The 26330-nt window shown below is 72.5% G+C and carries 28 protein-coding genes and 1 pseudogene; 19 read left to right on the top strand and 10 right to left on the bottom strand.

Annotated elements, in window-relative coordinates:
- Positions 1 to 134: 134 nt before the first annotated feature.
- The 9 genes from ACQKM2_RS29425 to ACQKM2_RS29385 all read left to right on the top strand — a co-directional run bounded on the left by ACQKM2_RS29425 (position 135) and on the right by ACQKM2_RS29385 (position 7888).
- On the top strand, positions 135 to 290 hold the full coding sequence (locus tag ACQKM2_RS29425; protein WP_362468859.1) for a daptide-type RiPP: 156 nt from the start codon (positions 135 to 137) through the stop codon (positions 288 to 290).
- 160 nt (positions 291 to 450) lie between these two features.
- Entirely contained in the window at positions 451 to 645 is a 195-nt protein-coding gene (locus ACQKM2_RS29420) for a hypothetical protein (RefSeq protein ID WP_427714952.1), read from the top strand.
- Positions 642 to 1394, top strand: a complete 753-nt coding sequence (locus ACQKM2_RS29415; RefSeq protein ID WP_427714950.1) for an ABC transporter ATP-binding protein — start codon at positions 642 to 644, stop codon at positions 1392 to 1394. Before ACQKM2_RS29420 ends, ACQKM2_RS29415 begins: the two co-directional genes overlap by 4 nt.
- Complete coding sequence (locus ACQKM2_RS29410) at positions 1387 to 2136, top strand: ABC transporter permease (protein ID WP_427714948.1); 750 nt, start codon at positions 1387 to 1389, stop codon at positions 2134 to 2136. Before ACQKM2_RS29415 ends, ACQKM2_RS29410 begins: the two co-directional genes overlap by 8 nt.
- Before the next feature lie 7 nt (positions 2137 to 2143).
- Entirely contained in the window at positions 2144 to 3826 is a 1683-nt protein-coding gene (gene mpaP / locus ACQKM2_RS29405) for a daptide biosynthesis intramembrane metalloprotease (RefSeq protein WP_427714946.1), read from the top strand.
- A 65-nt stretch (positions 3827 to 3891) separates the two neighbouring features.
- Positions 3892 to 6429, top strand: coding sequence for a class III lanthionine synthetase LanKC (lanKC, locus tag ACQKM2_RS29400; RefSeq protein WP_427714944.1), 2538 nt, complete (start codon positions 3892 to 3894; stop codon positions 6427 to 6429).
- A 17-nt stretch (positions 6430 to 6446) separates the two neighbouring features.
- Positions 6447 to 6707, top strand: coding sequence for a hypothetical protein (locus ACQKM2_RS29395; protein ID WP_427714942.1), 261 nt, complete (start codon positions 6447 to 6449; stop codon positions 6705 to 6707).
- A 19-nt stretch (positions 6708 to 6726) separates the two neighbouring features.
- Entirely contained in the window at positions 6727 to 7314 is a 588-nt protein-coding gene (locus ACQKM2_RS29390) for a hypothetical protein (RefSeq protein WP_427714941.1), read from the top strand.
- Positions 7315 to 7417: 103 nt separating this feature from the next.
- On the top strand, positions 7418 to 7888 hold the full coding sequence (locus tag ACQKM2_RS29385; protein ID WP_427714939.1) for a RidA family protein: 471 nt from the start codon (positions 7418 to 7420) through the stop codon (positions 7886 to 7888).
- 125 nt (positions 7889 to 8013) lie between these two features.
- Here ACQKM2_RS29385 and ACQKM2_RS29380 read toward each other — a convergent pair whose 3' ends face one another.
- From ACQKM2_RS29380 to ACQKM2_RS29360, 5 genes are all read right to left on the bottom strand, one after another.
- A complete protein-coding gene (locus tag ACQKM2_RS29380) occupies positions 8014 to 8853 on the bottom strand; it encodes a PhzF family phenazine biosynthesis protein (protein WP_427714937.1) in 840 nt (279 codons plus the stop codon).
- A 79-nt stretch (positions 8854 to 8932) separates the two neighbouring features.
- Positions 8933 to 9697, bottom strand: a complete 765-nt coding sequence (locus tag ACQKM2_RS29375; protein ID WP_427714935.1) for a proline hydroxylase — start codon at positions 9695 to 9697, stop codon at positions 8933 to 8935.
- Positions 9698 to 9825: 128 nt separating this feature from the next.
- Positions 9826 to 10017, bottom strand: a complete 192-nt coding sequence (locus ACQKM2_RS29370) for a hypothetical protein (protein WP_007265721.1) — start codon at positions 10015 to 10017, stop codon at positions 9826 to 9828.
- Between the two features lie 121 nt (positions 10018 to 10138).
- A complete protein-coding gene (locus ACQKM2_RS29365) occupies positions 10139 to 13084 on the bottom strand; it encodes an alpha/beta fold hydrolase (RefSeq protein WP_427714933.1) in 2946 nt (981 codons plus the stop codon).
- Between the two features lie 250 nt (positions 13085 to 13334).
- Positions 13335 to 13922 (bottom strand): pyridoxamine 5'-phosphate oxidase family protein, encoded by a 588-nt coding sequence (locus tag ACQKM2_RS29360; RefSeq protein ID WP_427714931.1) that lies wholly within the window; start codon positions 13920 to 13922, stop codon positions 13335 to 13337.
- 158 nt (positions 13923 to 14080) lie between these two features.
- Here ACQKM2_RS29360 and ACQKM2_RS29355 point away from each other — a divergent pair.
- Positions 14081 to 15102, top strand: a pseudogene (locus ACQKM2_RS29355) (RNA-guided endonuclease InsQ/TnpB family protein).
- 61 nt (positions 15103 to 15163) lie between these two features.
- Here the strand turns inward: ACQKM2_RS29355 and ACQKM2_RS29350 are convergent.
- Positions 15164 to 15697 (bottom strand): NUDIX hydrolase, encoded by a 534-nt coding sequence (locus ACQKM2_RS29350; RefSeq protein WP_427714929.1) that lies wholly within the window; start codon positions 15695 to 15697, stop codon positions 15164 to 15166.
- A 58-nt stretch (positions 15698 to 15755) separates the two neighbouring features.
- Here ACQKM2_RS29350 and ACQKM2_RS29345 point away from each other — a divergent pair, with 58 nt between their 5' ends.
- The gene (locus ACQKM2_RS29345) at positions 15756 to 16292 is read left to right on the top strand and encodes a GNAT family N-acetyltransferase (protein WP_427714927.1); all 537 of its coding nucleotides are present in this window, start codon (positions 15756 to 15758) and stop codon (positions 16290 to 16292) included.
- Between the two features lie 6 nt (positions 16293 to 16298).
- The gene (locus ACQKM2_RS29340) at positions 16299 to 16766 is read left to right on the top strand and encodes a GNAT family N-acetyltransferase (RefSeq protein WP_427714925.1); all 468 of its coding nucleotides are present in this window, start codon (positions 16299 to 16301) and stop codon (positions 16764 to 16766) included.
- Here the strand turns inward: ACQKM2_RS29340 and ACQKM2_RS29335 are convergent.
- Together ACQKM2_RS29335 and ACQKM2_RS29330 are read right to left on the bottom strand one after the other, a co-directional pair.
- Positions 16740 to 17276: an NUDIX domain-containing protein gene (locus ACQKM2_RS29335; RefSeq protein ID WP_427714923.1), complete on the bottom strand. Its 537-nt coding sequence runs from the start codon at positions 17274 to 17276 to the stop codon at positions 16740 to 16742. The two genes, ACQKM2_RS29340 and ACQKM2_RS29335, sit on opposite strands and share 27 nt — an antisense overlap.
- 1 nt (position 17277) lies before the next feature.
- On the bottom strand, positions 17278 to 18633 hold the full coding sequence (locus ACQKM2_RS29330; RefSeq protein ID WP_427714921.1) for a tetratricopeptide repeat protein: 1356 nt from the start codon (positions 18631 to 18633) through the stop codon (positions 17278 to 17280).
- A 193-nt stretch (positions 18634 to 18826) separates the two neighbouring features.
- Here ACQKM2_RS29330 and ACQKM2_RS29325 point away from each other — a divergent pair, with 193 nt between their 5' ends.
- From ACQKM2_RS29325 to ACQKM2_RS29305, 5 genes are all read left to right on the top strand, one after another.
- Entirely contained in the window at positions 18827 to 19576 is a 750-nt protein-coding gene (locus ACQKM2_RS29325; protein WP_427714919.1) for a hypothetical protein, read from the top strand.
- A gap of 66 nt (positions 19577 to 19642) precedes the next feature.
- Positions 19643 to 20554 carry an aminoglycoside phosphotransferase family protein gene (locus tag ACQKM2_RS29320; RefSeq protein WP_427714917.1) on the top strand — a complete coding sequence of 304 codons (912 nt, stop codon included), beginning with the start codon at positions 19643 to 19645 and terminating at the stop codon, positions 20552 to 20554.
- Between the two features lie 90 nt (positions 20555 to 20644).
- A complete protein-coding gene (locus tag ACQKM2_RS29315; RefSeq protein WP_427714916.1) occupies positions 20645 to 21250 on the top strand; it encodes a class I SAM-dependent methyltransferase in 606 nt (201 codons plus the stop codon).
- 15 nt (positions 21251 to 21265) lie between these two features.
- On the top strand, positions 21266 to 21817 hold the full coding sequence (locus ACQKM2_RS29310) for an HAD domain-containing protein (RefSeq protein WP_427714915.1): 552 nt from the start codon (positions 21266 to 21268) through the stop codon (positions 21815 to 21817).
- Positions 21818 to 21872: 55 nt separating this feature from the next.
- The gene (locus tag ACQKM2_RS29305; RefSeq protein ID WP_427714913.1) at positions 21873 to 22331 is read left to right on the top strand and encodes a TIGR03618 family F420-dependent PPOX class oxidoreductase; all 459 of its coding nucleotides are present in this window, start codon (positions 21873 to 21875) and stop codon (positions 22329 to 22331) included.
- A gap of 76 nt (positions 22332 to 22407) precedes the next feature.
- On the opposite strand, the gene ACQKM2_RS29300 is transcribed toward ACQKM2_RS29305, so the two are convergent.
- The gene (locus ACQKM2_RS29300) at positions 22408 to 23619 is read right to left on the bottom strand and encodes a thiolase C-terminal domain-containing protein (RefSeq protein ID WP_427714984.1); all 1212 of its coding nucleotides are present in this window, start codon (positions 23617 to 23619) and stop codon (positions 22408 to 22410) included.
- Positions 23620 to 23796: 177 nt separating this feature from the next.
- Here ACQKM2_RS29300 and ACQKM2_RS29295 point away from each other — a divergent pair, with 177 nt between their 5' ends.
- Both ACQKM2_RS29295 and ACQKM2_RS29290 read left to right on the top strand, forming a co-directional pair.
- Complete coding sequence (locus ACQKM2_RS29295) at positions 23797 to 24987, top strand: acyl-CoA dehydrogenase family protein (RefSeq protein WP_427714912.1); 1191 nt, start codon at positions 23797 to 23799, stop codon at positions 24985 to 24987.
- Positions 24987 to 25496 carry a nitroreductase family deazaflavin-dependent oxidoreductase gene (locus tag ACQKM2_RS29290; protein ID WP_427714910.1) on the top strand — a complete coding sequence of 170 codons (510 nt, stop codon included), beginning with the start codon at positions 24987 to 24989 and terminating at the stop codon, positions 25494 to 25496. The genes ACQKM2_RS29295 and ACQKM2_RS29290 overlap by 1 nt, the downstream gene beginning before the upstream one ends.
- Before the next feature lie 54 nt (positions 25497 to 25550).
- Here ACQKM2_RS29290 and ACQKM2_RS29285 read toward each other — a convergent pair whose 3' ends face one another.
- A complete protein-coding gene (locus tag ACQKM2_RS29285; protein ID WP_007265731.1) occupies positions 25551 to 26198 on the bottom strand; it encodes a TetR family transcriptional regulator in 648 nt (215 codons plus the stop codon).
- Between the last annotated feature and the right edge of the window lie 132 nt (positions 26199 to 26330).

Here is a 26330-nt window from a genome sequence, read left to right as displayed (position 1 = left end):
CGTCACCTCCGCCGCCGGCTACGGCTCGTACGTCGCCTCCGCGGCCCTCATCGCCACCTGAGGTGCCCGTACCGCGCACGGCGGTACACCCCGCACCTCTGACTGACCAACCCACACGGAAACAGGAGAACACCATGCAGGACATCGTGAAGCAGGACCTCGCCCCCGAGAACCTGGAGCTGGGCATGCAGGAGCTTGAGGCCATGGAGGCCCCGGGCTTCTGGTCCGGCTTCAAGCAGGGCGTCGTCATCAGCGGCGCCGCCATCGCGAGCGCCACGCTCGCCACCTGATCGCACCGGTAGCCGCACCGGCTGCCCCGATCGCAGCGGACCGGACTCCCGGTCCCCCAGGGCCACTTGGTCCCGTGGTGGTGGCGAGAGCCACCGCCGCGGGCCCCCCTGCACCGGATCACGCACCACACGCACAGAGCAGAAGGAAGAGGGAGCCAACATGCCGAAGGAGAACCCCCGCAAGGGGACGAACGGACAGCTGGGGACGACCGCCGCGCTGCTCGCGCTGGCACTGGCCGTCGCCAACGCGCAGCTCACCGGAGCCGCGCTCGTCGCGGTCATGACGGCCATCGGCGTCGGTCTCGTCGCCTGCGCCGCCAAGGTCGGCGCCAACGTCGCCGCGAGCAAGCGATGAGCGCCGCCGGCGTCGTCCGCGCCTCGGGCCTCACCAAGGAGTTCGGCCCGTTCACCGCCGTGCAGGACGTGACCTTCGAGGTCCGCCCCGGCCGGGTGACCGGACTGCTCGGCCGCAACGGCGCCGGCAAGTCCACCTCCCTGCGCATGCTCCTCGGCCTGGTCCGCCCCACCTCCGGCACCGCCACCGTCTTCGGCCACCCCTACACCGAACTCCCCGACGCCGCCCGCCGCGTCGGCGTCTGCATGGACGGCATCGGCCCCACCCCCGGCGCCTCCGGCCGCCGCGACCTGCGGATCTGGGCCCGCACCCTCGGCGTCTCCCACGCCCGCGTCGACGAGGTCCTCGACCGCGTCGGCCTCACCGACGCCGCCGACCGCCCCGCCAAGGGCTACTCCACCGGCATGAAGCAGCGCCTGGCCCTCGCCACCGCCCTCCTCGCCGACCCCGAACTCCTCATCCTGGACGAGCCCGCCAACGGCCTCGACCCGGACGGCATCCGCTGGCTGCGCGACACCCTGCGCGCCCTGGCCGCCGAAGGCCGCACCGTCCTGGTCTCCAGCCACCTCCTCGCCGAGGTCGAGCAGACCGTCGACGACGTCGTCGTCATCCAGCGCACCCTGCGCTTCGCCGGCTCCCTCGCCGAGCTCACCTCCGACGGCGCCCAGCGCCTCGAAGACCGCTTCTTCTCGCTGGTGGACGGGGACGCCGAGACCGCCGCGCGCACCGAAAGGCTGACCCATGCGTAACGTCCTCGCCGGCGAGTGGCTGAAGGCCTGGACCGGCCGGACCTGGCTGATCCTCGCCACCGCAGGGATCTTCATGTCCCTGCTCACCTGCTTCGGGTACGCCTCCACGGGCGACGAGGCCATCGCCCTCGGCAAGACCACCGCCGCCGCCGTCACCGACGACATGGCCCAGGCGTGGATGATGACCTTCCTGATGTCCGCCGTGTTCGGCGCCATCCTCGTCACCCGCGAGTACAACACCGGCGCCATCGCCCGCTCGGTGCTCCTCAGCGGCGGCCGGCTGCGGCTGCTGTCCGCCAAGGCCCTCGTCGCCACCGCCGTCGGACTCCTCAACGGCCTGCTCGCCGCCGCCCTCGCCGTGCTGTGCGCGTTCACCCTCCCCGGCCACTTCGGCTACGACGGCGACTGGACCGGCCACACCACCCGCATCGTCCTCGGCGTGGTCACCGTCAACGTGATCGCCGCCCCCTGGGGCGCGCTCCTCGGCTGGATCGTCCGCAACCAGCTCGCCACCGTCGTCACCGTCATCGCGCTCACCCTCCTCGTCGAGCCGGGCCTCCAGGAACTCGCCCCGAAGGCGGCCGCCTACCTGCCCACCATCGCGATGAGCTCCGTCTACCTCGACGGCAAGCCCGAGCTGCTCTCCGTACCGCTCGCGCTCCTGGTCCTCGCCGGCTGGCTCGCCGCCGCCGGGACCGCCGCCCGCCAGCTGCTGCTCTCCCGCGACGTCATCCAGGGGTGATCCGGACATGTCCACCAAGACGCTCATCCGGAAGGCGGCCCCGAAGCCCGCCGCCTCCGCCGCGGACGACTGGGACCCCGCGCTCCTGGAACGCCCCCGCATCGCCCCGAACGTGGAGATCCACGAGCCCATCGAGAGCGGCGCCCCCTGGGTCCTCCAGCGCGGCAACCACCAGCACTTCCGCCTCCAGCCCGACATGGCGCGCCTGGTCCGGGCCATGGACGGCTCCCTCGACCACACCGGCCTCGCCGAGGTCCTCGGCCCGCCGTGGACCGCGCAGCACGTCGGCACCGCCGTGCACAAGCTCGCCGACTCCAAGGTCCTCGACGACGGCAAGCCCGCCGAACGCCGAAGCACCTGGTTCCGCTTCGTGCCGCCGATGACCCTCCAGTTCACGGTGCTGCACCCCGAGCGGCTCCTCGCCCGCCTCGCCCCCGTGATCCGCCTCCTCGCCGGACGCGCCTCGGCCGCCGTCGCCGCCCTGTTCGTCCTCGGCGGGGTCCTGGCCCTCGCGCTGCTCGCCCCCGAGGTGGACGCCGCGCTCGGCAGGCCGCTCCCCTTCTACGCCTATTTCGGCGTGACGATCGGCGTCCTCGCCACCACCGCCGTCCACGAGGTCGGCCACGGCGCGGTCCTCACGTACTACGGCGGCCGGCCCAGCCGGATGGGCTTCATGCTCTTCTACATGTCGCCCGCGTTCTTCTGCGACGTCTCCGACGGCTGGCGGCTCTCCCGCAAGGAACAGCGCGTCCGCGTCGCCCTCGCCGGCATCGCCACGCAGACCGTCATCGCCGGTGCCGCCGCCCTGAGCGCCCTGTTCCTGAGCCCCTCGGACCTGCGCGACGGCGTCCTCGTCTTCGCCGTCGCCACCTACTTCAGCGGCGTCGTCAACCTGCTGCCCTTCGTGAAGCTCGACGGCTACATCGCCCTGATGAGCCACCTCGACGTCCCGCACCTGCGCGACCGGGCCATGACCGACGCCCGCCGCTTCCTCGCCCGGATCCTCTTCGGCGGCCGCGGCTACGAACGCGAACTGGACGGCCGCCGCTGGACGGTCGCCTTCGGACTGGCCTGCATGGCCTTCCCCCTCTACATCATCGCCGGCGCCCTGACCCTGTGGTCCGACCTGCTCCAGCGGCTCGGCGCCGTCGGCACCAGCACCGTCCTGATGGCCGTCTGCTACCTCGTCTACCGCCTCGGCCTCGGCTTCACCAAGCTCACCGCCGAGGGCCGCACCGCCGGCGCCCCGCTGTGGCGCGTCATCGCCGCGGCCGTGCTCCTCACCGGGGCCGCCGGAGCCGCGCTGGGCCTCGTCAAGGCGCCGTACACCGTCGCCGCCGGCTACGTCGCCCACGACGGGGGCCGGGTCGAGCTGGTCCTGCCGAACACCGCCGACGTGTCCTCCGTACGCCCCGACTCCGCGGTCCGCTTCTACCGGGCCGGGCTGATGACCCGCGAGCAGACCGGCACCGCGCACGTCGCCGCGACCACCCGCACCGAGACCACCGCGCCCATGTCGGCGTTCTTCCCGGTGGACGCCACCCCGGTGCGCCTGCCCGTCGTCAGCCTTCCGCTGACCGTCGGACAGGCCCCCGCCGACCGCACCGGAGCGGCGCAGGTCGACCTCGGCGAACTCCCGCTGGGCGAATGGCTGTACGTGAAGTACGTCGCCCCGCTCTGGCGCCGGTGACGCCCCCCTTCCCTGCCTGACCCCTCCTGTCCCTCCTGTCCCTCCTGTCACGAACGGAGCGCACCATGGACCTTCGCTACATGAACTACTGCCAGCCCGGCAATCCGTTCTACGACGTACCGGCCACCACCACCGCCGCCGACGCCGGCGTCTTCCCGGCGGTGACCGGCCCCCTCCCCGAGGGCTGGACGCGCACCGACAACACGCACTGGCTGCTGATGACCCCGCCCGGCACCGTGCTCCCCGGCCAGGGCTGGAAGATCCACGTGTCGGCCACCCTGGAGAACGCCGACCGCGTCCTCGACCTGGTCTGGGACTTCTGCGTCGCCGAACGGGTCACCTTCAAGTTCATCCGCAGCGCCGGCATCCTCAAGATGCGCAACAGCAAGTACGGCGACCGCGGCAGCAGCGGCAAGTTCTTCACGATCTACCCCGTCGACGAGGCCCAGCTGGAGCGGATCCTGCGCGGACTCGGCGACCTCCTCGACGGGGAGGCCGGCCCCACCATCCTCAGCGACCTGCGCTGGCGCTCCGGCCCGCTGTACGTGCGCTACGGCGGCTTCGTCTCCCGGCTCGGCCGCTCCGAGACCGGCGAGCTCGTGCACTGCATCGAGGACCCGGAAGGCCGGCTGGTGCCCGACGTGCGCGGCCCGTCCTTCCGCCCGCCGTCCTGGGTGGAGCTGCCCGACTGCCTCGGCGAGGCCCTCGCCGCCCGCAACACGGCCACCCTCCAGGACTTCCCGTTCCGCGCCACCAGGGCCCTGCACTTCTCCAACGGCGGCGGCGTCTACGAGGCCACCGACACCCGCGACGGAGGCACCGTCCTGCTGAAGGAGGCACGCCCGCTCGCCGGCCTCGACGAGGAGGGCGCCGACGCGGTGGCCCGCCTCCAGCGCGAGCACTGGGCGCTGGACAAGCTTGCCGGACTGGACTGCGTCCCGCCGGTCGTCGACTACCGCAAGGGCAACGAGCACTGGTTCCTCGCCCGCGAGTACGTCGACGGCAAGCCCCTCGCCCGCGAGCTCCTCAGCCGCAACCCGCTGGTCAACGACGACCGCACCGAGGGCGCGTACGCCGCCTACGCCGACTGGGCCCTGAAGATCGTCGACCAGGTCGAGCGGGGCATCGCCGCCATGCACGCCAAGGGCGTCGTCTTCGGCGACCTGCACCCCAACAACATCCTGATCCGGCCCGACGACACCGTCTCCTTCATCGACCTGGAGACCGCCACCCCCACCGAGGACGAGTCCGCGCAGGTCATCGGTGCCCCCGGCTTCCGCGCCCCCACCGGCTACCGCGGAACCGCCGTCGACCGGTACGCCCTCGGCTGCATCCGGATCGGCGTCTTCCTGCCGCTCACGGTCATGGCCACCTGGTCCCGGGCCAAGCTGGACCAGCTGATCGGCCTGGTCACCGAGCACTTCCCGGTCCCCGACGGCTTCGCCGACCAGATCCTGGCCGACCTCGGCCCCGAACCGCACCCCGGGCAGCTGCCCGACGCCGCCCCCGCACCCCTGTGGACCGCGCCCACCGCCTCCGACTGGCCCGCGCTGCGGACCACCCTCGCCGAGGACCTGCTGGCCAGCGCCACCCCGCAGCGCGAGGACCGGCTCTTCCCCGGCGACGTCGAGCAGTTCTCGGTGCCCGGCGGCGGAGCCACCCTCGCCTACGGCGCGGCCGGCGTGCTGTGGACCCTCGCCGAGCTGGGGCACGCCCCCGCCGACGAGCACGTGTCCTGGCTGACGGACGCCACCGCCCGCGCCGCGGACATGGGCCCCGGCCTCTACGACGGGCTCGGCGGCGTCGCCTACGCCCTGGACCGGCTCGGCCGCGCCGACGAGGCCGCCGCCGTCCTGGACCGGGTCCGCCGGGCCCCGCTGGAGGACGCCGACCACAGCCTCTTCGGGGGCCTCGCCGGCATCGGCCTGACCCACCTCCACTTCGGCGACACCGACGAGGCCGCCCGCATCGCCGCGCTCATCGCCGACCAGGGCCCCGGCGGGGGCGCCGGCCGCTCCCGGCCCGGGCTGCTGCGCGGCGCGGCCGGCGGGGCGCTGCTGATGCTCCGGCTGTACGAGGCCACCGGCGGGCCCAAGTACGCGCACGTGGCGGGGGAGTTGCTGCGCCACGACCTCGCTGGGGCGGGCTGGTCCGAGGGCAGCGACCCGGCGGGCTCCGAGGACGCCGCCTGGAAGGTGCCGTTCCTGGCCTTCGGCGGGGCCGGCCTGGGCATGGTGGTCCAGGAGGCGGTGCGGCTGCTGCCCGACCCGGAGTTCGTCCGGGCCCGGGACGCGCTGCGCGAGCAGGCGGGCCCGTCCTTCATGCTCAACGCCGGGCTCTTCCACGGCCGGGCCGGCGCCCTGCTGGCCCTGCGCCACCTGGACGACGGTTCCGCCGCCACCGACCGGGCCGTGCGCCGCCACCTGGACGCCCTCGGCTGGCACGCGGTGCGCTGCGACGGCCACCTGGCCTTCTTCGGCGACCACACCCTGCGCCTGTCCGCCGACCTCGCGACGGGTTCGGCCGGTGTGCTCCTCGCGGTCGAGGCCGCGCTGGGTGATGCTGGCCCCGGTCTGCCGTTCCTCGCGCCGGGCCCCCGATGACCCGTCAGGAGACCCCGATGCGCAGCACCACGTACCACTTCGTCGTCGCCCCCGACGGCCGCGGTCCCGAGGGCGGCGCGCCGGAGCTGGCGGCCGTGCGGCTGATCTCGTTACTGCCGGCGGACTGGGGCTACGCGCCCGAGTTCCCCGGCGGGACGGTGTCCCTGCGGCTGACCCCGCCGCCCGGCACCACGGAGGCGGCGGCGCACGCCGCCTTCGCCGGCGCCCTCGACGCCCCCGGCCTGCGGGGCTGGGCCTGGGCGAACCCGCCGGTGTGATCCCTTAGGGTGCGGGGTCATGAACACGCCCAGAGTCGCCGGGTGGGGGCTGGTGGCCCTCGCCGGGGCCGCCGTCGCCACCGCGGTCGCCGCCCCGCTGTACGAACACCCCGGCGGACCGGCCCTCGCGGCCGACCTGAACCACCCCGTACTGCTGTCCGGCCTGGCGGTCCTCGCGCTCGCGGGGGCCGCCCTGCTGCGTTCGCGCCGCCCGGACGTGCGCAGGGCGGCCGGGGCGGGGCTGGCCCTGGCGGTGGTCCTCGGGGTGCTCGCGGTCCCCGCGTACGGGGTGGTCGGCGATCCGATGCCGCTGCTGGAGTGGGACGTCCCCGCACCGGACGGCTCGGCCCGGCGGCTGGTCGTGGAGCAGACCTCGGCGCTGACCGACCCGGTCTGGCGGATCCACATCGACGCGGGTACCTTCCCGACGGCCCGCCGCTGGCCGGTCGCCGAGTACCGGCTGGACCCGGAGTTCGACTTCACCAAGGGCGTACTCGAAGCGAACTGGCCCGACGCGGACCACATCCGCATCGTCGACCTCGACCACGGCCACCACGACCTGCGCATCGCCCCCGACGGCCGCCCGCTGGGCCGGCTGGACTGGTAGCAGACCGCCGTCCGGGCCGGGGCCACAAGGGCGGAGCCCGCCCCAAGAGGCCCCGTGCGGTGGGACGATGGGGTGAGTCAGGTCGAGGCCACCAGGGGGTGCCATGAGCGTTGACGTCCGCGAAAGGCTTGCCGAGCTCGGATTACGGCTGCCGGAGGTGAGCGCCCCCAAGGGGGCCTACGTACCCGCCGTCCGCAGCGGCATCCACGTCTTCGTCGCCGGCCAGATCCCGCTGACGGGCGGGGAGCTGACCCTGACCGGCAAGGTCGGCGCCGAGGTCTCCCCGGAACGGGCCAGGGAACTGAGCCGCCAGTGCGCGCTGGCGGCCCTGGCCGCCGCCGACTCGGTGGCCCCGCTGGAGTCCGTGGTGCGCGTGGTGAAGGTCGTCGGCTACGTGTCCTCGGCGCCCGGCTTCACCCGCCAGGCGGGGGTGGTCGACGGGGCCAGCGAACTCCTGGTGGAGGTCTTCGGCGAAGCGGGCCGCCACGCACGCAGCGCGGTGGGGATGGACATCCTCCCCCTGGACGCCCCGGTGGAGATCGAGCTCGTCCTGGAGGTCACCGCCGAACCCTGACCCACCCCGGCCCGCCGGGCTCGGTCCGGGCCGCCCGGCTGCCGGGCGGTTCCGGGGCCCGACCCGCTCCCGGCGGCCCAACTCCGGCCCGCCGGTGCCCGGTAACCGCCCGGCCGGGGGAGGGGCTAGGAGATCGGGACCGCCGTGCCCGTCACCTCGATGCCGGCCGACGGGTCCGCCGGGACGCCCACCGTGATCAGGCTCGGGCGGCCCATGTCGACGCCCTGGTGGACGGTCAGCACGGCCGGCAGCTCGACCAGGCCCAGGCTCCGCAGGTACCCGCCGAACGCCGCCGCGGCCGCACCGGTCGCCGGGTCCTCGACCACCCCGCCGGGCGGGAACGGGTTGCGGGCGTGGAAGACGTCCGCCGACTCCCGCTGGACCAGGGTGATCGTCGTCCAGCCGCGGCGCGCCATCAGCGCGCTCAGCGCCGGCATGTCGTAGTCCAGGTCGGCGAGCCGCTCCCGGCTCGCCGCCGCGATCACCGGATGCCAGGCCCCCGCGTACGCGGCCCGCGGCGGCAGCGCCGGATCGAGGTCGTCCGCCGACCAGCGCAGCGCCGCCAGCAGCTCCGCCAGATCGGCGTCGGCGATGGGCTCCGTACGCGGCTCCACGCTCACCAGCGTCGCGACGACGCCGCCGTCCGGGCCGGCCGAGGTCCGCACCGGCACGAGCCCCGCCTGCGTGTGCAGCAGCAGGTCCCCGACGCCGTGCCGCTGCGCGTACGCCACGGCCGTCGCGATCGTGGCGTGCCCGCAGAACGGCACCTCCGTCTGCGGGCTGAAGTACCGGATGTCCAGCGCCCCGTCCTGGCGGGGCACGGCGAAGGCCGTTTCCGAGTAGCCGACGTCCGCCGCGACCGCGGCCATCGTCGCCGCGTCGATGCCGGTGGCGTCCAGCACCACACCCGCCGGGTTCCCGCCCAGCGGGTCGGTGCTGAAGGCCACGTAGCGCAAAAGGTCCATCACCCGAACGTATCGGGCCCGTCGCGGATCGACAAAATCCGCTCCACCTGCGGGAGTTGACGGTTCCCGGGTGCGACCGTCACGCCCAGGTGAGCAGCTGCCCGGACGCGGCGACCCCCACCGCGAACCCCAGCGCGATCCTGCGGTCCCCGCGACTGGGCCGGACCGCGTGGAAGTACCGCGGATCGATCAGCAGCGCCTCGCCGACCTCCGGAGCCAGCTCGATCGACTCGGCACCCGCCACCACCGCCTCGTCGAACCCGTACCGGGCCGACAGCCGGTGCGCCTCGTCCTCGGGCTGCCAGCGGTGCCTCCACAGCACCGTCTCACCACCCTCGGGCGGCACGCTCAGGTACAGGTTGAACGCGAACTGCCCGATCAGCGGCTCGTCGAGCAGGTCCCCGTGGTACTCGCGCAGCGCGTCGTCGAAATGGACCTGGAACCCCTGGTTCGGCTCCCGGGCCACCCCGTCGCCCATCTCCACGCCGCCCCTGCGGCCCACCGCCACCCCGCCCGGCCAGGCCACGGCCAGCGCCTCCCGGCAGGTGCGGAACGGATCGAACGACAGGCCGAGGCCCTGCCAGGACTCGTGGTGCCCCTGCAGCGCCTTCCAGTACGTGTCGGCGACCCCGCCGTCCGCCATGTGGTCGCTGACGCCCACCCCGAACCGCATCACCGGCGGATCGACGCGGGCCTTCCCGTACGAGTCGAACACCTGCTGCCGCAGCGCACCGAGCACCTCGTCACACCGCTCGCGCGGCAGGAAGGAGGGGACCCGGACCGCCGCGTACCGCCCGGCGGCCAGCCCGGCGAGCAGCTCGTGGGTGAACGCCGGCGCGGTCACGGCGCGGAAGAAGGGATCGTGCGGTGGTACCGGTAACGCACTCTGAGTGGTTTGCCCTGAGGATTGCCCTGACGTCATTCGATCGCCCCCCGGCGTCGGAAAGACAACAGAAACCAATGGCGTGGCGCCTATCCGGGATGCGTCCCGCTGGTCGCGCGGAACGCGGTCTTCGCGTCGAGCTCCAGTGCCTGCCGTCCGGCCTCCAGCGCTTCCATCGCGATCCGCCGGCCGACCTCCGCCTGCATCTGCTCCAGGTCACTTCCCGGAGCACCCCATCTGAGGGACTGGTCGTCGTTCGTATCGGTGGGGACAGCAGTCATCGGCGGACCTCCGCGCATTTCGGTGTGGGACGCGTCACACAGGGTGAGGCAACGTCAGGCTACGCGCAAGCCCGCACCAGCCGTTGGGGTTCAGCCCAACTGGTATGAAGATAAGGGGATTTCAGCCCGGCATCTCCCGCAGAAGTTTCTGCAGGAGCGCCCTGGCCTGCACCAACAGCGGATGCTCCGGAGCCACCACCCGGGTGAGGTCGCGCACCAGCGCCTTCAGCTCGTTCACCGCTTCGGGGGTACGCCCCACGATCCCCAGCAGCACCAGCACGAACGTGTAGCGGAACCGCATCACCATGTTGGAGTCCGGCGGCTGCGCCGCGTCCCGCAGCGCCTCCCGGATCACCTGCTCCGCCTCCGTCGCCCGCCCCTGGTCCAGCAGCGCGTGCGTCAGCGTCTCCCGCACCCGCAGGATCTCCGGCGTCGACGGCGGCCAGTGGTTGCGCCGGCTGATGTCCAGGATCTGCCAGGCCTCCGCCTCGGCCTCCGCGTGCCGCCCCAGCGCACGCATCGTCCGGGCCAGCGTGTGGCGCACCACCAGCGTGTCGTAGTGCTCCCGGCCGCGCACCTCGTTCTCCGCCTCCACGATCGAGCGCAGCATCTCCTCGGCCTCCGCCTCCCGACCCTCCTGCTCGTTGATCGCGCGCGCCAGCTTGTGCCGGCTGGCCAGCGTGTCCGCGTGGTTCTCCCCCAGGATCCGGGTCCGCGCCAGCACCACCCGCGACAGCACCTCCTCCGCCTGCGACAGCTGCTCCCGGTCCAGGTGGATGCGGCCCTGCTCGTGCCGCAGCCCCAGGATCTCCCGGTCGTCGACGTCGAAGCCGAACGAGGCGCAGCGCTCCACCATCGGCAGCACCAGGTCGTACGCCGGCCCCAGCAGACCCGTCGCTATCAGGTAGCGGGCGGTCAGCCGCGCCAGCTCCAGCGCCTCCGTCCGCACCGTACGGTCCGACAGCTTCAGGTCCCCCAGCAGGCACGCCCGGGACACCTCCAGCGCGTGCGGGGCCAGCGCCGCCCACAGCGGCCAGTTCGCCGGGTGGTCGGGGTTGCGGTGCCGGGTCGCCCGGATCACCATCCGCACCGCCAGCCCGTAGTAGTCCGCGGGCCGGTCCCGCACCTCCCGGTCCTCGCGCAGCACCCCGTGCACCACCGGGTGCAGGGTCAGCACGTGCGCCAGGTCCCGCTCGGCGACGCCCTCGCGCTCGTAGAAGTCCACCAGCCCGAACTCCTCCAGGCCCGCGAGCGCCGCGTGCGTGCGCGCCGGCGTGATCCCCGGGAACAGCGGGGACTGCGACAGCGGCGGATCACCGAGCAGGCACCGGTAGGGGACCGGCGCGATGCTCAGGCAGGCGAACACCTTCAGCAGGCTCGCCGCCTGCGCCCGCTCCTGGCTGCTCAGCAGGTCCATCGCGATCCCGCAGACCTTCTCCACGATCTCCCGGCCCAGCAGCTCGCTCAGGTCCGGGCCCGCCTGCCCCGGCGCGGCGTCCACCCGCGCCGCGACCGTCCGGCCGAAGGTCTCGAAGTCCCGGATGTCACTGTCCAGGGAGATCTGGCTCTCGCTGACCGCCTTGACCACGTCCGCGGCGTGCCGCAGGGCCAGCGGCAGCCCGCCCAGCTGCTGCGACAGCCGGCGCGCCTGCTCGTTCGTACCGCCCAGGCCGCCCGTCCGCTCCAGCAGCATCGACGCCCCGTCGTCCTCCCCGAGCGGCACCACGTGGTGCACGGCGCTGCTCTCGCCCCACGTCTGCTGGCGGCGCACCCGGCTGGTGACCAGCACCGTCCCGTTCGGGCTCTGCGGGCGGCGCAGCCAGCCGGTGCCGTCCGCGACCTGGCCGTCGCGGGGGCCGAGCCGCTCCGGGTCGTCGGCGTTGTCGAAGACCAGCACCCACGGGTCCGGGCACGCGTTCAGCAGCGTCCACACCAGATCCATGGCCGTACCCAGCAGCCACGCCCGCTCCACCGTGATCGACGGGGCCCCCAGGTCCCGGGCGATCATCCGCATCCGCAGGCTCAGCTCCGGCATCGACACCCACCACACCCGCCGCCCGGCCCGCTGCGCCCGGTCGGCGACCTCCAGCGCCAGCCGGCTCTTGCCCGACCCGCCCAGCCCGGACAGTACGTGCACCTGCTGGCGGGCCTGCTCCGACAGCAGCGAGGCGACCAGGCCCAGCCGCTCCTGACCCTTCAGCTTCCCCTCCTCCAGCGTCCCGTACGGCGGCGGCGGGAACGGCGCCAGGTCCAGCTCCCCGGCGGCGGGCGGCGGCAGCGAGGGCCGCCCGGCCGCCTCGGCGGGGGACCGCGGAGCGCGCAGCCCGCCCCCGTCCCCCGGCTCCTCCGCCGGCGCGTGCGCCGCCTCCCGCAGCGCGGTGCGCACCGCCCGGTAGGGGGCGGCGGAGCGGTCGGCCGGCTGCACGATGGAGAAGTGGTCGGCGGTCACCACCCCGCCCTTGGGGAACACCCCGCGCGCGACGACGGGCGGCACGATCTCGTCGGCGGAACCCCCGTACGCGCGCACCGGTATCGGGCACTCCTGGTCCCCGTACGCCCGCCCGTGCACGACGGCACTGAGGACGGTCCGCTGCGCTTCGGTCACGGCCCGGTCGAAGGGGCGCAGCTGCTTCTCCTGGGGGTTGTTCCAGATCTTGAGCCAGCTGCGGACGGTGAGGAAGAACCCGGACCCGGTGTTGGGGCAGGCGAACATCGTGAAGTGCTTGATCCGCGACAGCTCCCGCCCCTCGCCGACCCACAACTTCCGCGCGAGGAACCGCTGTACGACCAGCCCGCCCTGGCTGTGGGTGACGAGCACGATCCGCTCGGCCTCGGCGAGCTCGGTCTCCAGGAAGGTGCCGAGCTGGTCGGCGACGTCGTCGGTCTCCGCGACCCGCCGGTCGGGGCGCAGACGCACGAGCGGGGAGTCGTACTCGAAGAGGTGGACGCTGACCCAGTCGGCCAGCTCGGGATCGGTGGTGAGGAGGGTGTGGAAGGCCGTCCACACCTTGGCGGAGGAGAACAGGCCGTGCACCAGCACGAGGTGGACGCGTGTCCGTACCGCCATCGCGAACCTCCGCAGCCAGAATGTGGGTTGAAGCAGAAGGATTTCGGTCGCAGATGAAAACTTAGATGAAGAACTACCCGCGTCAATGATGCACGCGGGGCGACCGCGGGAGCCATAACAAGACACCCTTGCACCCGGCGCGCAACAGGCGCGCTGGTCGCGCGCGGGGGCGCGCCGAGCGCGAACCCGGGCGGCGCGAGCGCCCCGGAGGGGGGCGCACGGCACGGCTGGGGCGCGTGGGGGCGGCCGGTCAGAAGTCGGCGGGCGGGAGCGGGAGCGGAAGCCCGGGAAGGCCGTCGATGCTCTGCGCGATGTGCTCCTTCTTCGCGAAGTACTCGCTCAGCGAGGCGTCGTCCTCGCGCGCGAACCGGCGACCGTGCAGGTCGCGGTCCTCGTCGTACGACATGAACGGCACCCCGTACCCGCACGAGTCCCGCACCAGCTCGGCCGTCACGACGATGATCGCGCGCAGGCCGTGCTGGGCCGGGTCGATGTCGGGGAAGTGCGCGAGCAGCTCCTTGAACCGCGCGTCGTCCCGGAAGACGGGCTCCCCGCGCCCGTGCACCCGGACGATGTTGGGCGGCCCCTCGAAGGCGCACCACATCACCGTGATCCGGCCGTTCTCCCTCAGGTGCGCGACGGTCTCGGCGGTGCTGCCGGCGAAGTCGAGGTAGGCGATGCGCTGTTCGTCGAGCACGGCGAAGGAGCCCTTGAGCCCCTTGGGCGAGAGGTTGACCGTGCCGTCACCGGAGAGGGGGGCGGTGGCGGTGAAGAAGACGGGCTGCTGCTCTATGAAGGCGCGCAGGCGGCCGTCGATGCGTTCGTAAGTCTTTCCCATCCCTTGATCTTCGTTGGGTACCCCTGGCTTCAGCCAGGGGGTGGAAGCGATCCTTGGCCCGGAGGCGCGGAGCGCCGGAGTTCGCTGCGTTGTCAGTGTCGGCCAGTAGCGTGATCACATCAGCTGTGACCCGGGAGAACTGAGGGAGGTGGGCCGCGTTGATCCGTGCGTACAAGTTCCTCATGCGGCCCACCGTGGGCCAGCAGGTCGCGTTGGGTGAGATGCTGCGTGATCACCGCTCGCTCTACAACGGGGCGTTGCAGGAACGCCGGGATGCCTACCGGCACGTGTCGAAGACGAGCATCAAGTATGGGCAGCAGTCGGCGCAGCTGAAGGAGATTCGGGCGTTCGACCCGGAGCGGCACGGGCGCTGGTCGTTTTCCAGGGCGTGGGGCACGTCAAGGTCCACCAGCACCGGCCCGTGGTCGGCAAGGTCAAGACGGTCAGCGTCAAGCGCGAGGGCCGGAAGTGGTTCGTCGTGCTGACGGCCGAGCAGGCGCTGCCCGAGACGCTTCCCGCCACCGGCTCCGTGGTCGGCATCGACATGGGCATAGCCTCGTTCCTCACGACCTCCAACGGCGGGCACGTCGACAACCCGCGCCACGGCCGGCGGGCCGCCGCGAAACTCGAAGCCGCACAGCAAGCGCTGTCGCGGTTTCCCCGCGTCCGGCGCGACAAGCGCACTGCGAACCACCGCCGGGCCGTGGAGAAGGTCGCCAAGCTGCACGGCAAGGTCCGCCGCCAGCGCCTGGACCACGCGCACAAGACCGCGCTCGGCCTGGTCCGCGAGCACGACCTGATCGCGCACGAAGACCTCAAGATCCGCAACATGGTGCGCACCCCCGCACGCAAGCCCGACCCTGACAAGCCGTGTGCGTTCCTGCCCAACGGGGCGAGCGCGAAGGCCGGGCTGAACAAGTCGATCAACGATGCCGGATGGGGGGTGTTCCTCGCGATCCTGCACGCCAAGGCTGAAAGCGCCGGCCGGGAAGTGATCGCCGTGGCCCCCCGCAACACCTCCCGGCGGTGCCCCGAATGCGGGCACACCGCCAAGGAGAACCGGCCCACCCAGGAGAAGTTCCACTGCACCGCCTGCGACCACCGGGCGCACGCGGATACGGTGGGCGCTCTGAACGTTCTACGGGCCGGGCTGGTCCGTCGCGAAGCCGGACTGGCATAGCGAGAAGCCCCCACGTTTACGTGGGGGAGGAGTCACGGCTGAGGATTATGCAGGGGGCGGGTCAGCGGACGCCCTCGTCCATGAGGACGTAGAGGAGGGGGACCAGGCAGCCGCTGCTGACGATCTCACGGCGGTCGATCATGCCCCGGATCTCCGTCAGGGGGATCCACTCGATGCGGTCGGACTCGTTCTTCTCGGTCGGCGGTCCCACGTACGTGGCGCCGTCCGCGCGGAACAGGTGGTGCTGGGAATCCGTGATCCCGGCCGCCGGCTCGGCGTAGACGAGCGGCTCGACCGGCCCCGGACGCCAGCCCGTCTCCTCCAGGACCTCGCGGGCGGCGGCCTCGGCCGGCGTCTCGTCCGCCTCCACCAGCCCCATCGGCAGCTCCCAGGCCCAGGTGTCGGTGATGAAGCGGTGGCGCCACATCATCAGGACCTCACGCCGGTCGTTGACGACGACGGCCACGGCCAGGTTCTTCAACTTGACCACATGGTGCTCGAAGCGGTTTCCGTCAGGGGTTTCCACGTCCGCGAACCAGAGGTCGAGCCACTGGTTCTCGTAGATCGGACGCTCTCCATGGATCTTCCACTGCATGCGTCCAGCATCGCTTATTCGTTTGCCGCCGGTCAGCCCGGGCCGATAGGAAGCTCACATGCTTAGTGGCGGCAAGGTCGGGCTCAGGGCCCGGCACGAGGACGACATCCCGATCCTGCGGACCGAGCTGTACGACGACGTCGTCAACGGCTCGCGCTCCGAAGCCGGGCCGTGGAAGCCGATCACGCCCGGCTCGAAGGACCCCCGGCTCGTCGTGGACGACACGAAGGAGACCAGCGTCCAGTTCTCCGTGGTGGAGCTGGAGGGCAACACGCTCGTCGGCACCGCGACGGTCTGGGGCATCGACACCCACAGCCGGTCCGCCCACATCGGCCTCGGCCTGCTGCCCGCCGCACGCGGCAAGGGCTACGGCAAGGACGTCGTCGCGACCCTCTGCCACTACGGCTTCGTCGTGCGCGGCTTCCACCGCATGCAGATCGAGACGCTGGCCGACAACACGGCGATGCTGCGCGCGGCCGAGACCAACGGCTTCGTCCGCGAAGGCGTACTGCGCTCCTCGGCCTGGGTGCTGGGCGAGTTCCTGGACGAGGTCATCCTCGGCCTCCTCGCCGAGGACTGGAACCCGAAGGCCTGACCGGACATGGGCGACTGGGAGATCCGCCCCGCCTCGCCGGCGGACGTCGAGGCGGTGGCCGAGCTGCGGTCCGTGGTCCTGCGGACGGACCTGGAGCGGCTCGGCCGCTACGACGGGCACCGGGTCCGGCAGCGGCTGCGGGACGGCTTCGCCCCGGAGCACACCTGGGTGATCGAGGTGGCCGGCGCGTTCGCGGGCTGCGTATCACTACGCCCGGCCGAGGACGCCCGCTGGCTGGAGCACTTCTACCTGACCCCGCCCCTCCAGGGCAGGGGCATCGGCGCGGCCGTACTGGCCGAGCTGCTGGAGCGGTGCGACCGCGACAACACCCGGGTCCGCCTGAACGTCCTCCAGGGCAGCCCGGCCCGACGCCTGTACGAGCGCCACGGATTCACACCCGACACCGAGGACCCGACAGACGTCTTCATGGTCCGCGAGCCGTCCAGGTCAGGACTGAGGCCAACCGTCCAGTGATACGGCTGCGCCGTCGTCGAGGTAGTGGCGCAGGGCGCCGGCCGTGGTGGAGACGAAGGCATCGGGAATGGCGTCGGTATCCACCCACCGGACCTGGGAGTGCTTGCGCGGCTCACGGTTCTCGGGCTCACCGCTCCATTCGTGGGCGGCGAAGACGACCGTGAGGAAGCCGTTGGGGGCTTCCACGCCCCACGCTCCGTGGATGACGTGGGCCACCTTGAGGGCCTCGGGCTTCACCGTGAGGCCGGTCTCCTCGTACAGCTCGCGGACGGCCGTTTCGGTGATGGGCTCGCCCGGCTCGCTCTTGCCGACGGGAAGGTCCCACATTCCCTGGGCGAACTTGGCGTTCTCGCTGCGCTGGAGGAGGACGACGCGATCGGCGGCCTTGTCGTGGACGATGACTGCCGCCACCAGCAGGGTCATCGATTCGAGCGCGGGCTTGAGGGCCTTGGAACGTTCGTCAGTCTGCTGGGACACGGGATTCCCTTCGTCGGACGGGTTGTTGGGCATGTTAGGCGAGGGCCTCGCGTGCCCGGCGAGCGAGATCGGTGGCGCCCGGGACGCGACGCCGTTGGTAGACGGCGAGGGTGGAGCGGATCGAGGTGATCGCCTTGCGTGTGCGATCCGAGGTCATGCCTTCCATGAGGACGAGGGCCTGGGTCCAAGCGGCGACCGCTTCGTCGGCACGAGCCTGGGCGGCGAGGCTGTCGCCGAGGTCTGCGTGGGTGAGGGCATGGACCCGCTTGTACTTCTCCGGGTCCCAGCGGGTGAGTGCGTCCCGGTGTTGCTGTTCGGTGCCCAGGTGGTCGGCGAGATCCGTGAGGGTGCGGGCGGTGTGGCTGGCCACGGTGCCGGCGGCCGGGCCGCTGACGCGCGAGTAGCCGGGCTGGGGGCCGTCGTCCCGGAGGAGGGCACTCTCGGCGGCGAGGAGGGCACGGGCGGCCGACGACCTCTCGGCGGTGGCTGCGTAGGCGCGGGCGTGGGTGATGTGGAGGAGGGCCTCGGTCTGACCGTCGACGTGGCCGAGGCCGCGCCGCAGGGCACCTTCGACGAGGTCGACGCAGTGGTGGGGCTGCTTGAGACTGAGTGCCTGGTGGGCGAGTGCACGCATCATCCACGCGGCGTGGCCATGGGGGTCGGCTTCGCACGCGAGCTGGTAGCCGACTTGGTAGTACCGCTGGGCCGCGCCTTCATGGCCCAGGTCGTGGTGTTTCCAGCCGGCGAGGTAGGCGAGCTCGGCGACCGCGCCGAAGGCAGCCTGACGTAACAGTTCCGAAGGGAAGCGGCCGCGGAGCATTGGGGCCGCGGTGTCGGCGAGGTATGCGGTGACCGTGGTGAGGCCGTGACCGCCACCGAGGCGTTCGTCAGCGGCGCTGAAGGCCGCGGTGATCTGGCGTACGACGTCGATGTCATCGGCACCGACCACCGACAGGCCGGTGCGGGCGCGGAGCATTCGGGAGGTGGCTTCGTGATCGTGGAGGAGGGGCATCGCCACGCCTGCCGTGGTGAAGGCGGCGATGGCCAGGAATCGGCGGCGTTCCACATCCGCACGACCGAGGTCGGTGATCGCTACGACGGGATCGCCGATCGAGGTGGCCTCCATGCCTCCGTCCTGCAGTCCGATCTCTGTCGGGGTGACGACGCGGCCCAGGCGGCGGGAGAGCGCTTCGGCCAGGTACTGGCCGGCCTGGCCTGAGGGCGCGCGGGTGCCGGTGGCCCAGTGGGAGATCGCGGACTTGTTGGTCTGGAGTGTCTCGCCGTTCTCGGCGGCGATGCGGCGGACGTCCTTGGCGAGGGCTTCGTACGTGCATCCAGCCGCGTGGATCGTCTCGCGCAGGCGGGAACCCTGGTCGGTCGGCACTGGCACGTCCCTCCGTCCCGGAGCTGTAAACCGCGTATACCGCTTGGTGCCGCTCACACGGTACCCACTCTGCGTAGTCGACGGTTCACTTATAGACAGCTGCCCCGCCCGCTCGGGCCGGGCGCCCCCAACTTCCGCACGTTCTGCCGGGCTCGGGCATTCCCATGCCTTGGTCCGGCCCGTCAGAGAAGGAGAACCGGTGACCACCACTCACACTGCGACCATCACGGTCGAGCTCCCCACCGCCTTCGACCCTCGCTGGAGCCGTCTCCCCGGCATCCAGGTCGAGGACAGGCACCTCACCATCGACCCGGCCGAGTACTTCTTCCGCTTCGAGTCCAGCACCTGGCTCGTCGCCGACTGGGACCTGGTCAGGTCCCGGCTCCTGGACGTGGACGAGACGACCGAGAGTGCCGTCGAGCAGCTGGCGCTCGATTTCATCAAGAACCACGGCGACTCCACCTCCGATGCCGCCCGCGTCCTGGCCACCGCGTACGAGGTGTACGCGTACCTCTTCCGCGACGAGCACCTCGCCGGCCTCGGGCTCCCGCAGGTCACCGCCGACCACCTGAGGATGCTCCGCGAGGCCGCCACCCTCATGGCGCTCAACAAGGTCGAACTGGACGGGCACATCTCCAACGTCGGCCCCTGCTGGTTCTTCCCGGCCGCCACCTCCGTCGTCTTCGACCTGGACGACGAGATGGGCGGGACGCTCGACGAGGTCTACCACGGCGGCTGGTTCAACGAGCACCGCCGCATCGAGTCCATCAAGGCCCACGCCGCCCTCGGCGGGAGGCTCGTGCACGGCTGCCAGTCCGTGCCGGACCAGACCGGCGGTGTCGTCGCTCCCTACGGTGCCTCGATGGCCAACTTCCGTGCCGACCTCGCCGCGTTCAAGGCGGGCTGGATCGAGCAGGTCTACGCCCACCGCGTGAACGCCGCCGAGTAGCCCACCCGCGTACGGGCTCCGGGGCGCTCGCCCGCCCCGGAGCCCACCAGTCCCCTGGAGACACACATGGAACAGAGCCTCACCACCGCCCTCCTGGACGACCTCTGCGTCCTCGTCCGCCAGCCCCTCCCCGAACGCACGGAGATCCGCGTCTGGGGCATGTCCGGAGTCGAACGCGTCACCTTCCCCGACGGCGCCACGGCCGTGTTCAAGTACGCCAAGGAGCCCTTCGACCGTGAGGCCCAGGCCCTGCGGATCGCCCACCAGCGCGGGCTGCCGGTACCCGAGCTCCACGCCACCACCATGCGGGCCGACTGGCTCGGGATGCTCATGGACGACCTCGGCACCCCGCTCCGGGACGCCGACGACCTCGACGGCGTTGCCGCCGCCGTCCTGCTCCACCGGGCCCGCCCGGCCACCGGCCTGCCCTTCCTCGACGGCAACGGCCTGGCCGCCCTCCCCGCACGGGCCCTCGACCACCTCCAGCGCCTCCACAAATCCTCTCGGTGGACGGACTGTGAGGACATCGAGACCGCCCTGCGCAAGATCTCCGCAGCAGCCGGAGCCCGCGCCCAGGGGGCGACGCTCGACCCGTTCGGCTGGGTGCACTCCGAGTTCCACCCCACCAGCGTCCACATCGGGGAAAGCGGCCGACACCTCCTCGACTTCGCCCGTGCCTTCACCGGCCCCGGCCTGCTCGACCTGGCCTCGTACCACGGCACGGTCGAGACGCCCAGCCCTGTCCGGCTGCGGGTCTTCCTGGAGCAGTACGTGACCGCCGGCGGTCACGAGGACGCCCTCGCCGCCCGTGGCGGCCTGACCGCCGAGGCATGGGCGCTGGGCTGGCACCGCATGTGGGCCGTCGAATGGTTCATGGACCAGGCGATCCGCTGGATCAACGACCCGACCAGGGACTTCGCGTACATCCCCGTCGTCCGCCGCCACCTGAACGACGTGGTCCAACTCCTGGAGGTCTAGGTGCCGGCCCAGGTTTCCCCCTGGTACGCCCACGCAGCCCAACGCCTGGCCAGCACCGGCCCGGCCCACGCCCTCACTCCTCCCACACGCATGCAGTGGAGCACCCACCACGGCCTTGGCCCCGGCGCGGAGATCCTCGGCCGCGACCTGCGCGGCAAACACCTCCTGGAACTCGGCTGCGGCCCCGGCCACAACGCGGCCCACCTCGCCCAGCACCACCAGGCCCGCGTAACCGGAGTCGACCTGGTGGGCCTCCAGGTCCGCCGGGCCCGCTCCCACTACGGCCACATCACCGGCACCACCTTCGCCGCAGGCCACGCCCTGCACCACCTCCAGGCCACCGGCCGGACCTTCGACGCGGTCTACTCCGTCTTCGGTGCCATCGGCCTGGTCGCCCCGGAACTCCTCCTGTCGGCGATCTCACGCCGCCTGCGGCCCGGAGGCGTACTGGCCTTCTCCGTACCCCACCCGGCACGGGCCGGAAGACATCCTTCGACGGACGACAGCCCCCGCGAGGACTACGTCACCATGCCCGACCGCACCCGGCTGCCCATCACCCGCTGGGAGTTCGACGCCCAGCGCTGGGCCACCCACCTCTCCTGGACGGGCCTCCGGGCCACCTCCGCCCTCACCCTGCACCACCCCCGCCTCGACCCCTGGCCCACCACCCTCCTGATCACCGCCCGCAAACGCTGACCACCGGAGGCACCGATGCCCCTGCCCCATCTCCTCCTGGACATCGACGGCGTCCTCATCCCCTTCCCGAGGCCCGACGGCAGCACCCCACTCACCCACACCCGCCACACCGTCCTGCCCACGGGCCGCAACCCCGAGGACCCGGTCCCCATCTGGCTCGACCCCACGCACGGCCCCCTGCTCACGGGCTTCCTGGCCGCCGGTCTCGTCACCCCCGTGTGGTGCACCAGCTGGCGCAGGGACGCCACCGCCACCATCGGACCTCTCCTCGGCCTGCCGGACTTCCCGTACCTCGACCTCCCGCGCCCCCGGATCACCACCAGCCACCCCAACGGCTACCTCTGGAAGCGAGACCACGTCGAACCGTGGCTCGGCGAGTCACCGGTCGCCTGGATCGACGACGACTTCACCGCCCTCGACCACGCCTGGGCCGCCACCCGGACCGCCCGGGGCCGCCCCACCCTCCTCGTACAGCCGAATCCCTACGTCGGCCTCCAGGCGCCCCACCTCGCGCAGGTCCGGGAATGGGCGTCCCTTCACCGGTTGGCACCGGAGCCGATGACCTGATGTGCCCACGTGCTCTGCCGGGAATCTCTTCACGGGCACGGCAGTTGATCACGGCATGAGCAAACCAGCGGCGCCCCGCGCACTCTCCGACGAAGAGCTCTCCGGCCTGCTCGGCCGGCAGCAGTTCGGCACCCTCGCCAGCATCAAGCAGAGCGGTCACCCCCACCTGACCACCATGCTGTACAGCTGGGACCCCGAGGCCCGCATCGTGCGGTTCTCGACGACGGCCGACCGGGTCAAGGTCGGGCACCTGCGCCGCGATCCCAGCGCGGCGCTGCACGTGCAGGGCGGCAACGTGTGGTCGTTCGCCGTGGCCGAAGGCCAGGCGGAGGTCTCCGAGAAGACGACGGTCCCCGGGGACGAGGTCGGGCGGGAGCTGCTCGGGATGATCCCGGAGGCTGCGCGACCCGAGGACGAGAGCGGCTTCCTGGAGCAGCTGGTGGCCGAGAACCGGGTGGTCATCCGCCTGAAGGTGAACCGGCTGTACGGCACCGCGCTCGACATCGACGGCTGAGGGAGGCCCGGGCGGCCGTCGGCCGCCGGGCATGAGGAGCGCATGGCGATCCGGCGCGCCCCAGCGCTCCCCGCCCCTACCCCCGCCCCAGCAGGACCGTGCCCGAGGAGCAGAACCAGCCGCCCGTGCCCGAGGCCAGGGCCACCTGTGGGAGGTGGCCGTCCGGCTTGGTGACCTGGCCCGGGCCCGCTTCGCCGCGGAGCTGGCGGACGGCTTCGACCAGGAGGAAGAGGCCGCGCATGCCCGGGTGGCAGGCGGAGAGGCCGCCGCCGTCGGTGTTGACCGGGAGTTCGCCCTGCCGCAGCAGGCGGCCCTTCTCGACGAAGGCGCCGCCTTCGCCCTTGGCGCAGAAGCCGAGGTCCTCCAGCGTTACCAGGGTCATGTACGTGAAGGCGTCGTAGATCTCCGCGAGGTCCACGTCCGCGGGGGTGAGGCCGGCGCGGGCGAAGGCCTGGCGGCCCGAGGCGGCGGCGGGGGAGACGGTGAAGTCCTCCCACTCCGACATCGTCGTGTGGGACACCGACGTCCCCGTGCCCAGGACCCACACGGGGGCCTTCGCCGTGTCCGGTACGTAGTCCTCGGCGGCCAGCAGCACCGCGCAGCCGCCGTCCGAGCGGATGCAGCAGTGGAGCTTGGTGAACGGGTCGGCGATGGGGTCCGAGGACAGGACGTCCTCCACCGTGATGGGCTCCCGGAACATGGCGTCCGGGTTCGTCGCGGCGTTCGCCCGGGCCTGGACGGCCACCGAGGCGAGCTGCTCCAGCGTCGTGCCGTACTCGTGCATGTGCCGTCGCGCGGCCATCGCGTACTTCGCGACCAGCGTGTGTCCGTAAGGGACTTCGAACTGCAGCGGTCCCCGGGCCCCGAACGACAGGTTCGACGTGCGCCGCCGGGCCTTGATGTCGGCGCGGGCCGTGGAGCCGTAGACCAGCAGGACGGCGTTGGCGTGGCCGGCGGCGATGGCGTCGGCGGCGTGGGCCGCCATGACCTCCCACGTGGAGCCGCCGACGGAGGTGGAGTCGACCCAGCTGGGCCGCAGCCCGAGGTACTCGGCCACCTCCACCGGGGCGAGTACGCCGAGCCCGGCCGAGGCGAAGCCGTCGATGACGGAGCGGTCGAGGCCGGAGTCGGCCAGCGCGCGGCGGGCGGCCTGTGCGTGCAGGGCGTAGGGGGTCGGGCCGTCGACCCGGCCGCAGTCCGAGAGGGCGACGCCGACCACCGCGACCCGGCGGCGGGGTGCGGCGGGGGAGACGGGCGCGGAAAGGGGGCCGGGCACGGGTCCAGGCATGGGTCCAGGCATGGAGGGACCGTACATCTGACGTGTCGTCAGATGCTAGACCGCGGCCCTCCGCGTCCCTGCCCCGCCCCCGCCCCGCCTCAGGCAAAGGGCGGTCTCCGCCCCCTGTGCATCTCACCCTCCCCGCCCTAACATGACGCCCCGTCAGATACGGGGAGGAGCCCGACGATGGATGCCGCCTTCACCGCGGAGCAGGACGAGATGCGCCGTACCCTGCGCGAGATCCTGGCCAAGCGCTGCGGGCCGGACGAGGTCAAAGCCGCCGTCCGGACCGCCGCGGGACACGACCGCGAGCTGTGGCAGCAGCTCTCCCGGCAGCTCGGCCTGCCGGGCGTCGCCGTCGCCGAGGAGTACGGGGGCGTCGGCTGCGCCCCCGGGGACCTCGCGCTGGCCTGCGAGGAGACGGGGCGCGCGCTGCTGCCCTCCCCCCTCCTCGCCACCGCCGTCCTCGCCGCCCCGCTGATCACGGCCTTCGGCACCGCCGGGCAGCGCGCCGCCCTGCTCCCGCCGCTCGCCGCCGGGGGGCTGACCGCGGCCCTCGCCGTGCCCGGCCCCGCCCTGGCCGCCGCGCTCGCCCTGACCGGCGACAACGCTCCCGGCGACTGGGCGGGCGGCGGCCGGGCCGGCGGGGTCCAGGCCCGCCGCGCCGACGACGGGTGGCGGCTGTACGGGGAGGTGTCGCAGGTGCTCGACGGGCACAGCGCGGGCCTGCTCCTCGTCGCGGCGCACACCGGCGGCTTCGCCCGCAGCCGCACCCTGCTGTTCCTCGTACGGGAGGGCGCGCCCGGCCTCGTACGGGACCGGCAGGCCACCCTTGACGAGACCCGCCCGCAGGGCCGGATTCAACTACGGGATGTAGAAGCCGAGTTGCTGGGGGCGGAAGGGGGCGACGACCCGCTTCCCGCCCTCGCCGCCACCGGCCGCGGCGCGGCCGCCGTCCTGGCCGCCGAGGCCGTCGGCGCGGCCGACCGGGCGCTGGCCCGGACCGTGGAGTACGTGCGCCAGCGCGAGCAGTTCGGCCGGGCCGTCGGCTCCTTCCAGGCGGTCAAGCACCGCCTCGCCGACCTCTACGTACAGGTCCAGGCGGCCCGCTCGGCCGCCTACTACGCCGCCTGGGACCCGGACCAGGGCGCCCTCGCCCTCGCCCAGGCGCTGGAGGCGCTGCGCACCACCGCCGGCGAGGCGATCCAGCTGCACGGCGGCATCGGCTTCACGTGGGAGCACGACGCCCACCTGTACTTCAAGCGGGCGGCCGCCGACGAGCTGCTCTTCGGCCCCGTCCACCGCCTGCGCGCGCACGCCGCGCACCGCGCAGGACTCTTCGACCCGTCCGCGACCCCAGAGAGGGCGGCCGTCTGATGGCTCCCACCGCTTCCAAAGGCCCCGGCGCGTCCACCGCCCTCGGCGTCAGGCTCATGCAGAAGGTCTCCTCGACCCTCCTCTTCGCCAAGGTCGCCCCGCACTTCATCCCCGCCATGGACAAGGCCGTGCACCGCCTGACCCGCGGAAAGGTGCTGCTCAGCGCCCAGATGCTGCCGGGCGTGATCCTCACCGCCAGGGGTGCGAAGACGGGTGAGCCGCGCACGACGCCGCTCGCGTGCATGCCGGAGGACGGAGGCGTGAGCTGGCTGCTGATCGGCTCCAACTTCGGCCGCCCCGGCCACCCGGCCTGGACCGGGAACCTGCTCAAGCACCCGGACGCGGACGTGAGCTGGCAGGGGCAGGACATCGCGGTACGTGCCCGGCTGCTGGAGGGGGCCGAGCGGGCGGCGGCGTGGCGGGCCGTGCTGAGGTTCTGGCCGCCGTACGCGACGTACCAGGCGCGCATCGAGCGCGAGATCAGGCTGTTCCGCCTGGAGCGGCGCTGACGCCGGCGCTGATCGCGGGTGCGGTGGGACGCGGACCCTCCAGGGGGTCCGCCGTCACCTGGTCGGCTTCTTGCCGGTGATGCCCAGGTGCACGAGCAGGGCCAGGTTCGGCTTGAGCTCGGCCTGCTTGACGCCCCAGGTCTGGAAGCCCTTCTGGTGCGAGGCGACCGCCGCCAGCATGGCGACGAGTGAGCCCGCCATCGCGGCCGGGCTGAGGTCCTTGTCGACCTTGCCCTTGGCCTGGAGCTCCTTCATCGACTCCGTGAGGGAGTTGGTGACGGAGTTCAGGATCTTCATGCGGATCTTGTAGAAGCGCTTGTCGCCCTCGGCGGCGCCGAGGTCGACGACCCGCAGGATCGCGTCGTTGCTGCGCCAGAACTCCAGGAATCCCTCGACGAGTTCCTCGGCGGCGGCCCAGCCGGCCTTGCCGACCCAGTTCCGGCCCTCGACGAGCGCGGTCAACTGTGCGCCCTCCGTGGCCATTTGCTCGGCGATCTCCAGGACGGCGCCTTCGACGTCCGGGAAGTACTGGTAGAAGGTCGCGGGGGAGGTACCGGCCTTGCGCGCGACGTCGATCACCTTGACGTCGCGGTACGGCGAGGAGCTGAGCATCTCGCTGAGGCAGTCGAGCAGCTTCTGCCGCGTCGCCTGGCCGCGCCGGCCGGCGACACGCCCGTCGACGGTGCGTACTTGTCCTGTCATGCCGTCAGCTTACCGAGGGGCGATCGGCGCGCTATTCGGCCGCCTGCAAATGGGGTTACGCGGCCGTCGACCTGCCGGGGAGGGCCTCCGGGCGGGGCCCGGCGGCGGATTCCGGCCGCCTTGCCGGCCGGG

The sequence above is a fragment of the Streptomyces sp. NPDC004126 genome (assembly GCF_050275515.1).
Classification (GTDB): Bacteria; Actinomycetota; Actinomycetes; order Streptomycetales; family Streptomycetaceae; genus Streptomyces.
This window is presented reverse-complemented; position numbering and strand designations above follow the sequence as displayed.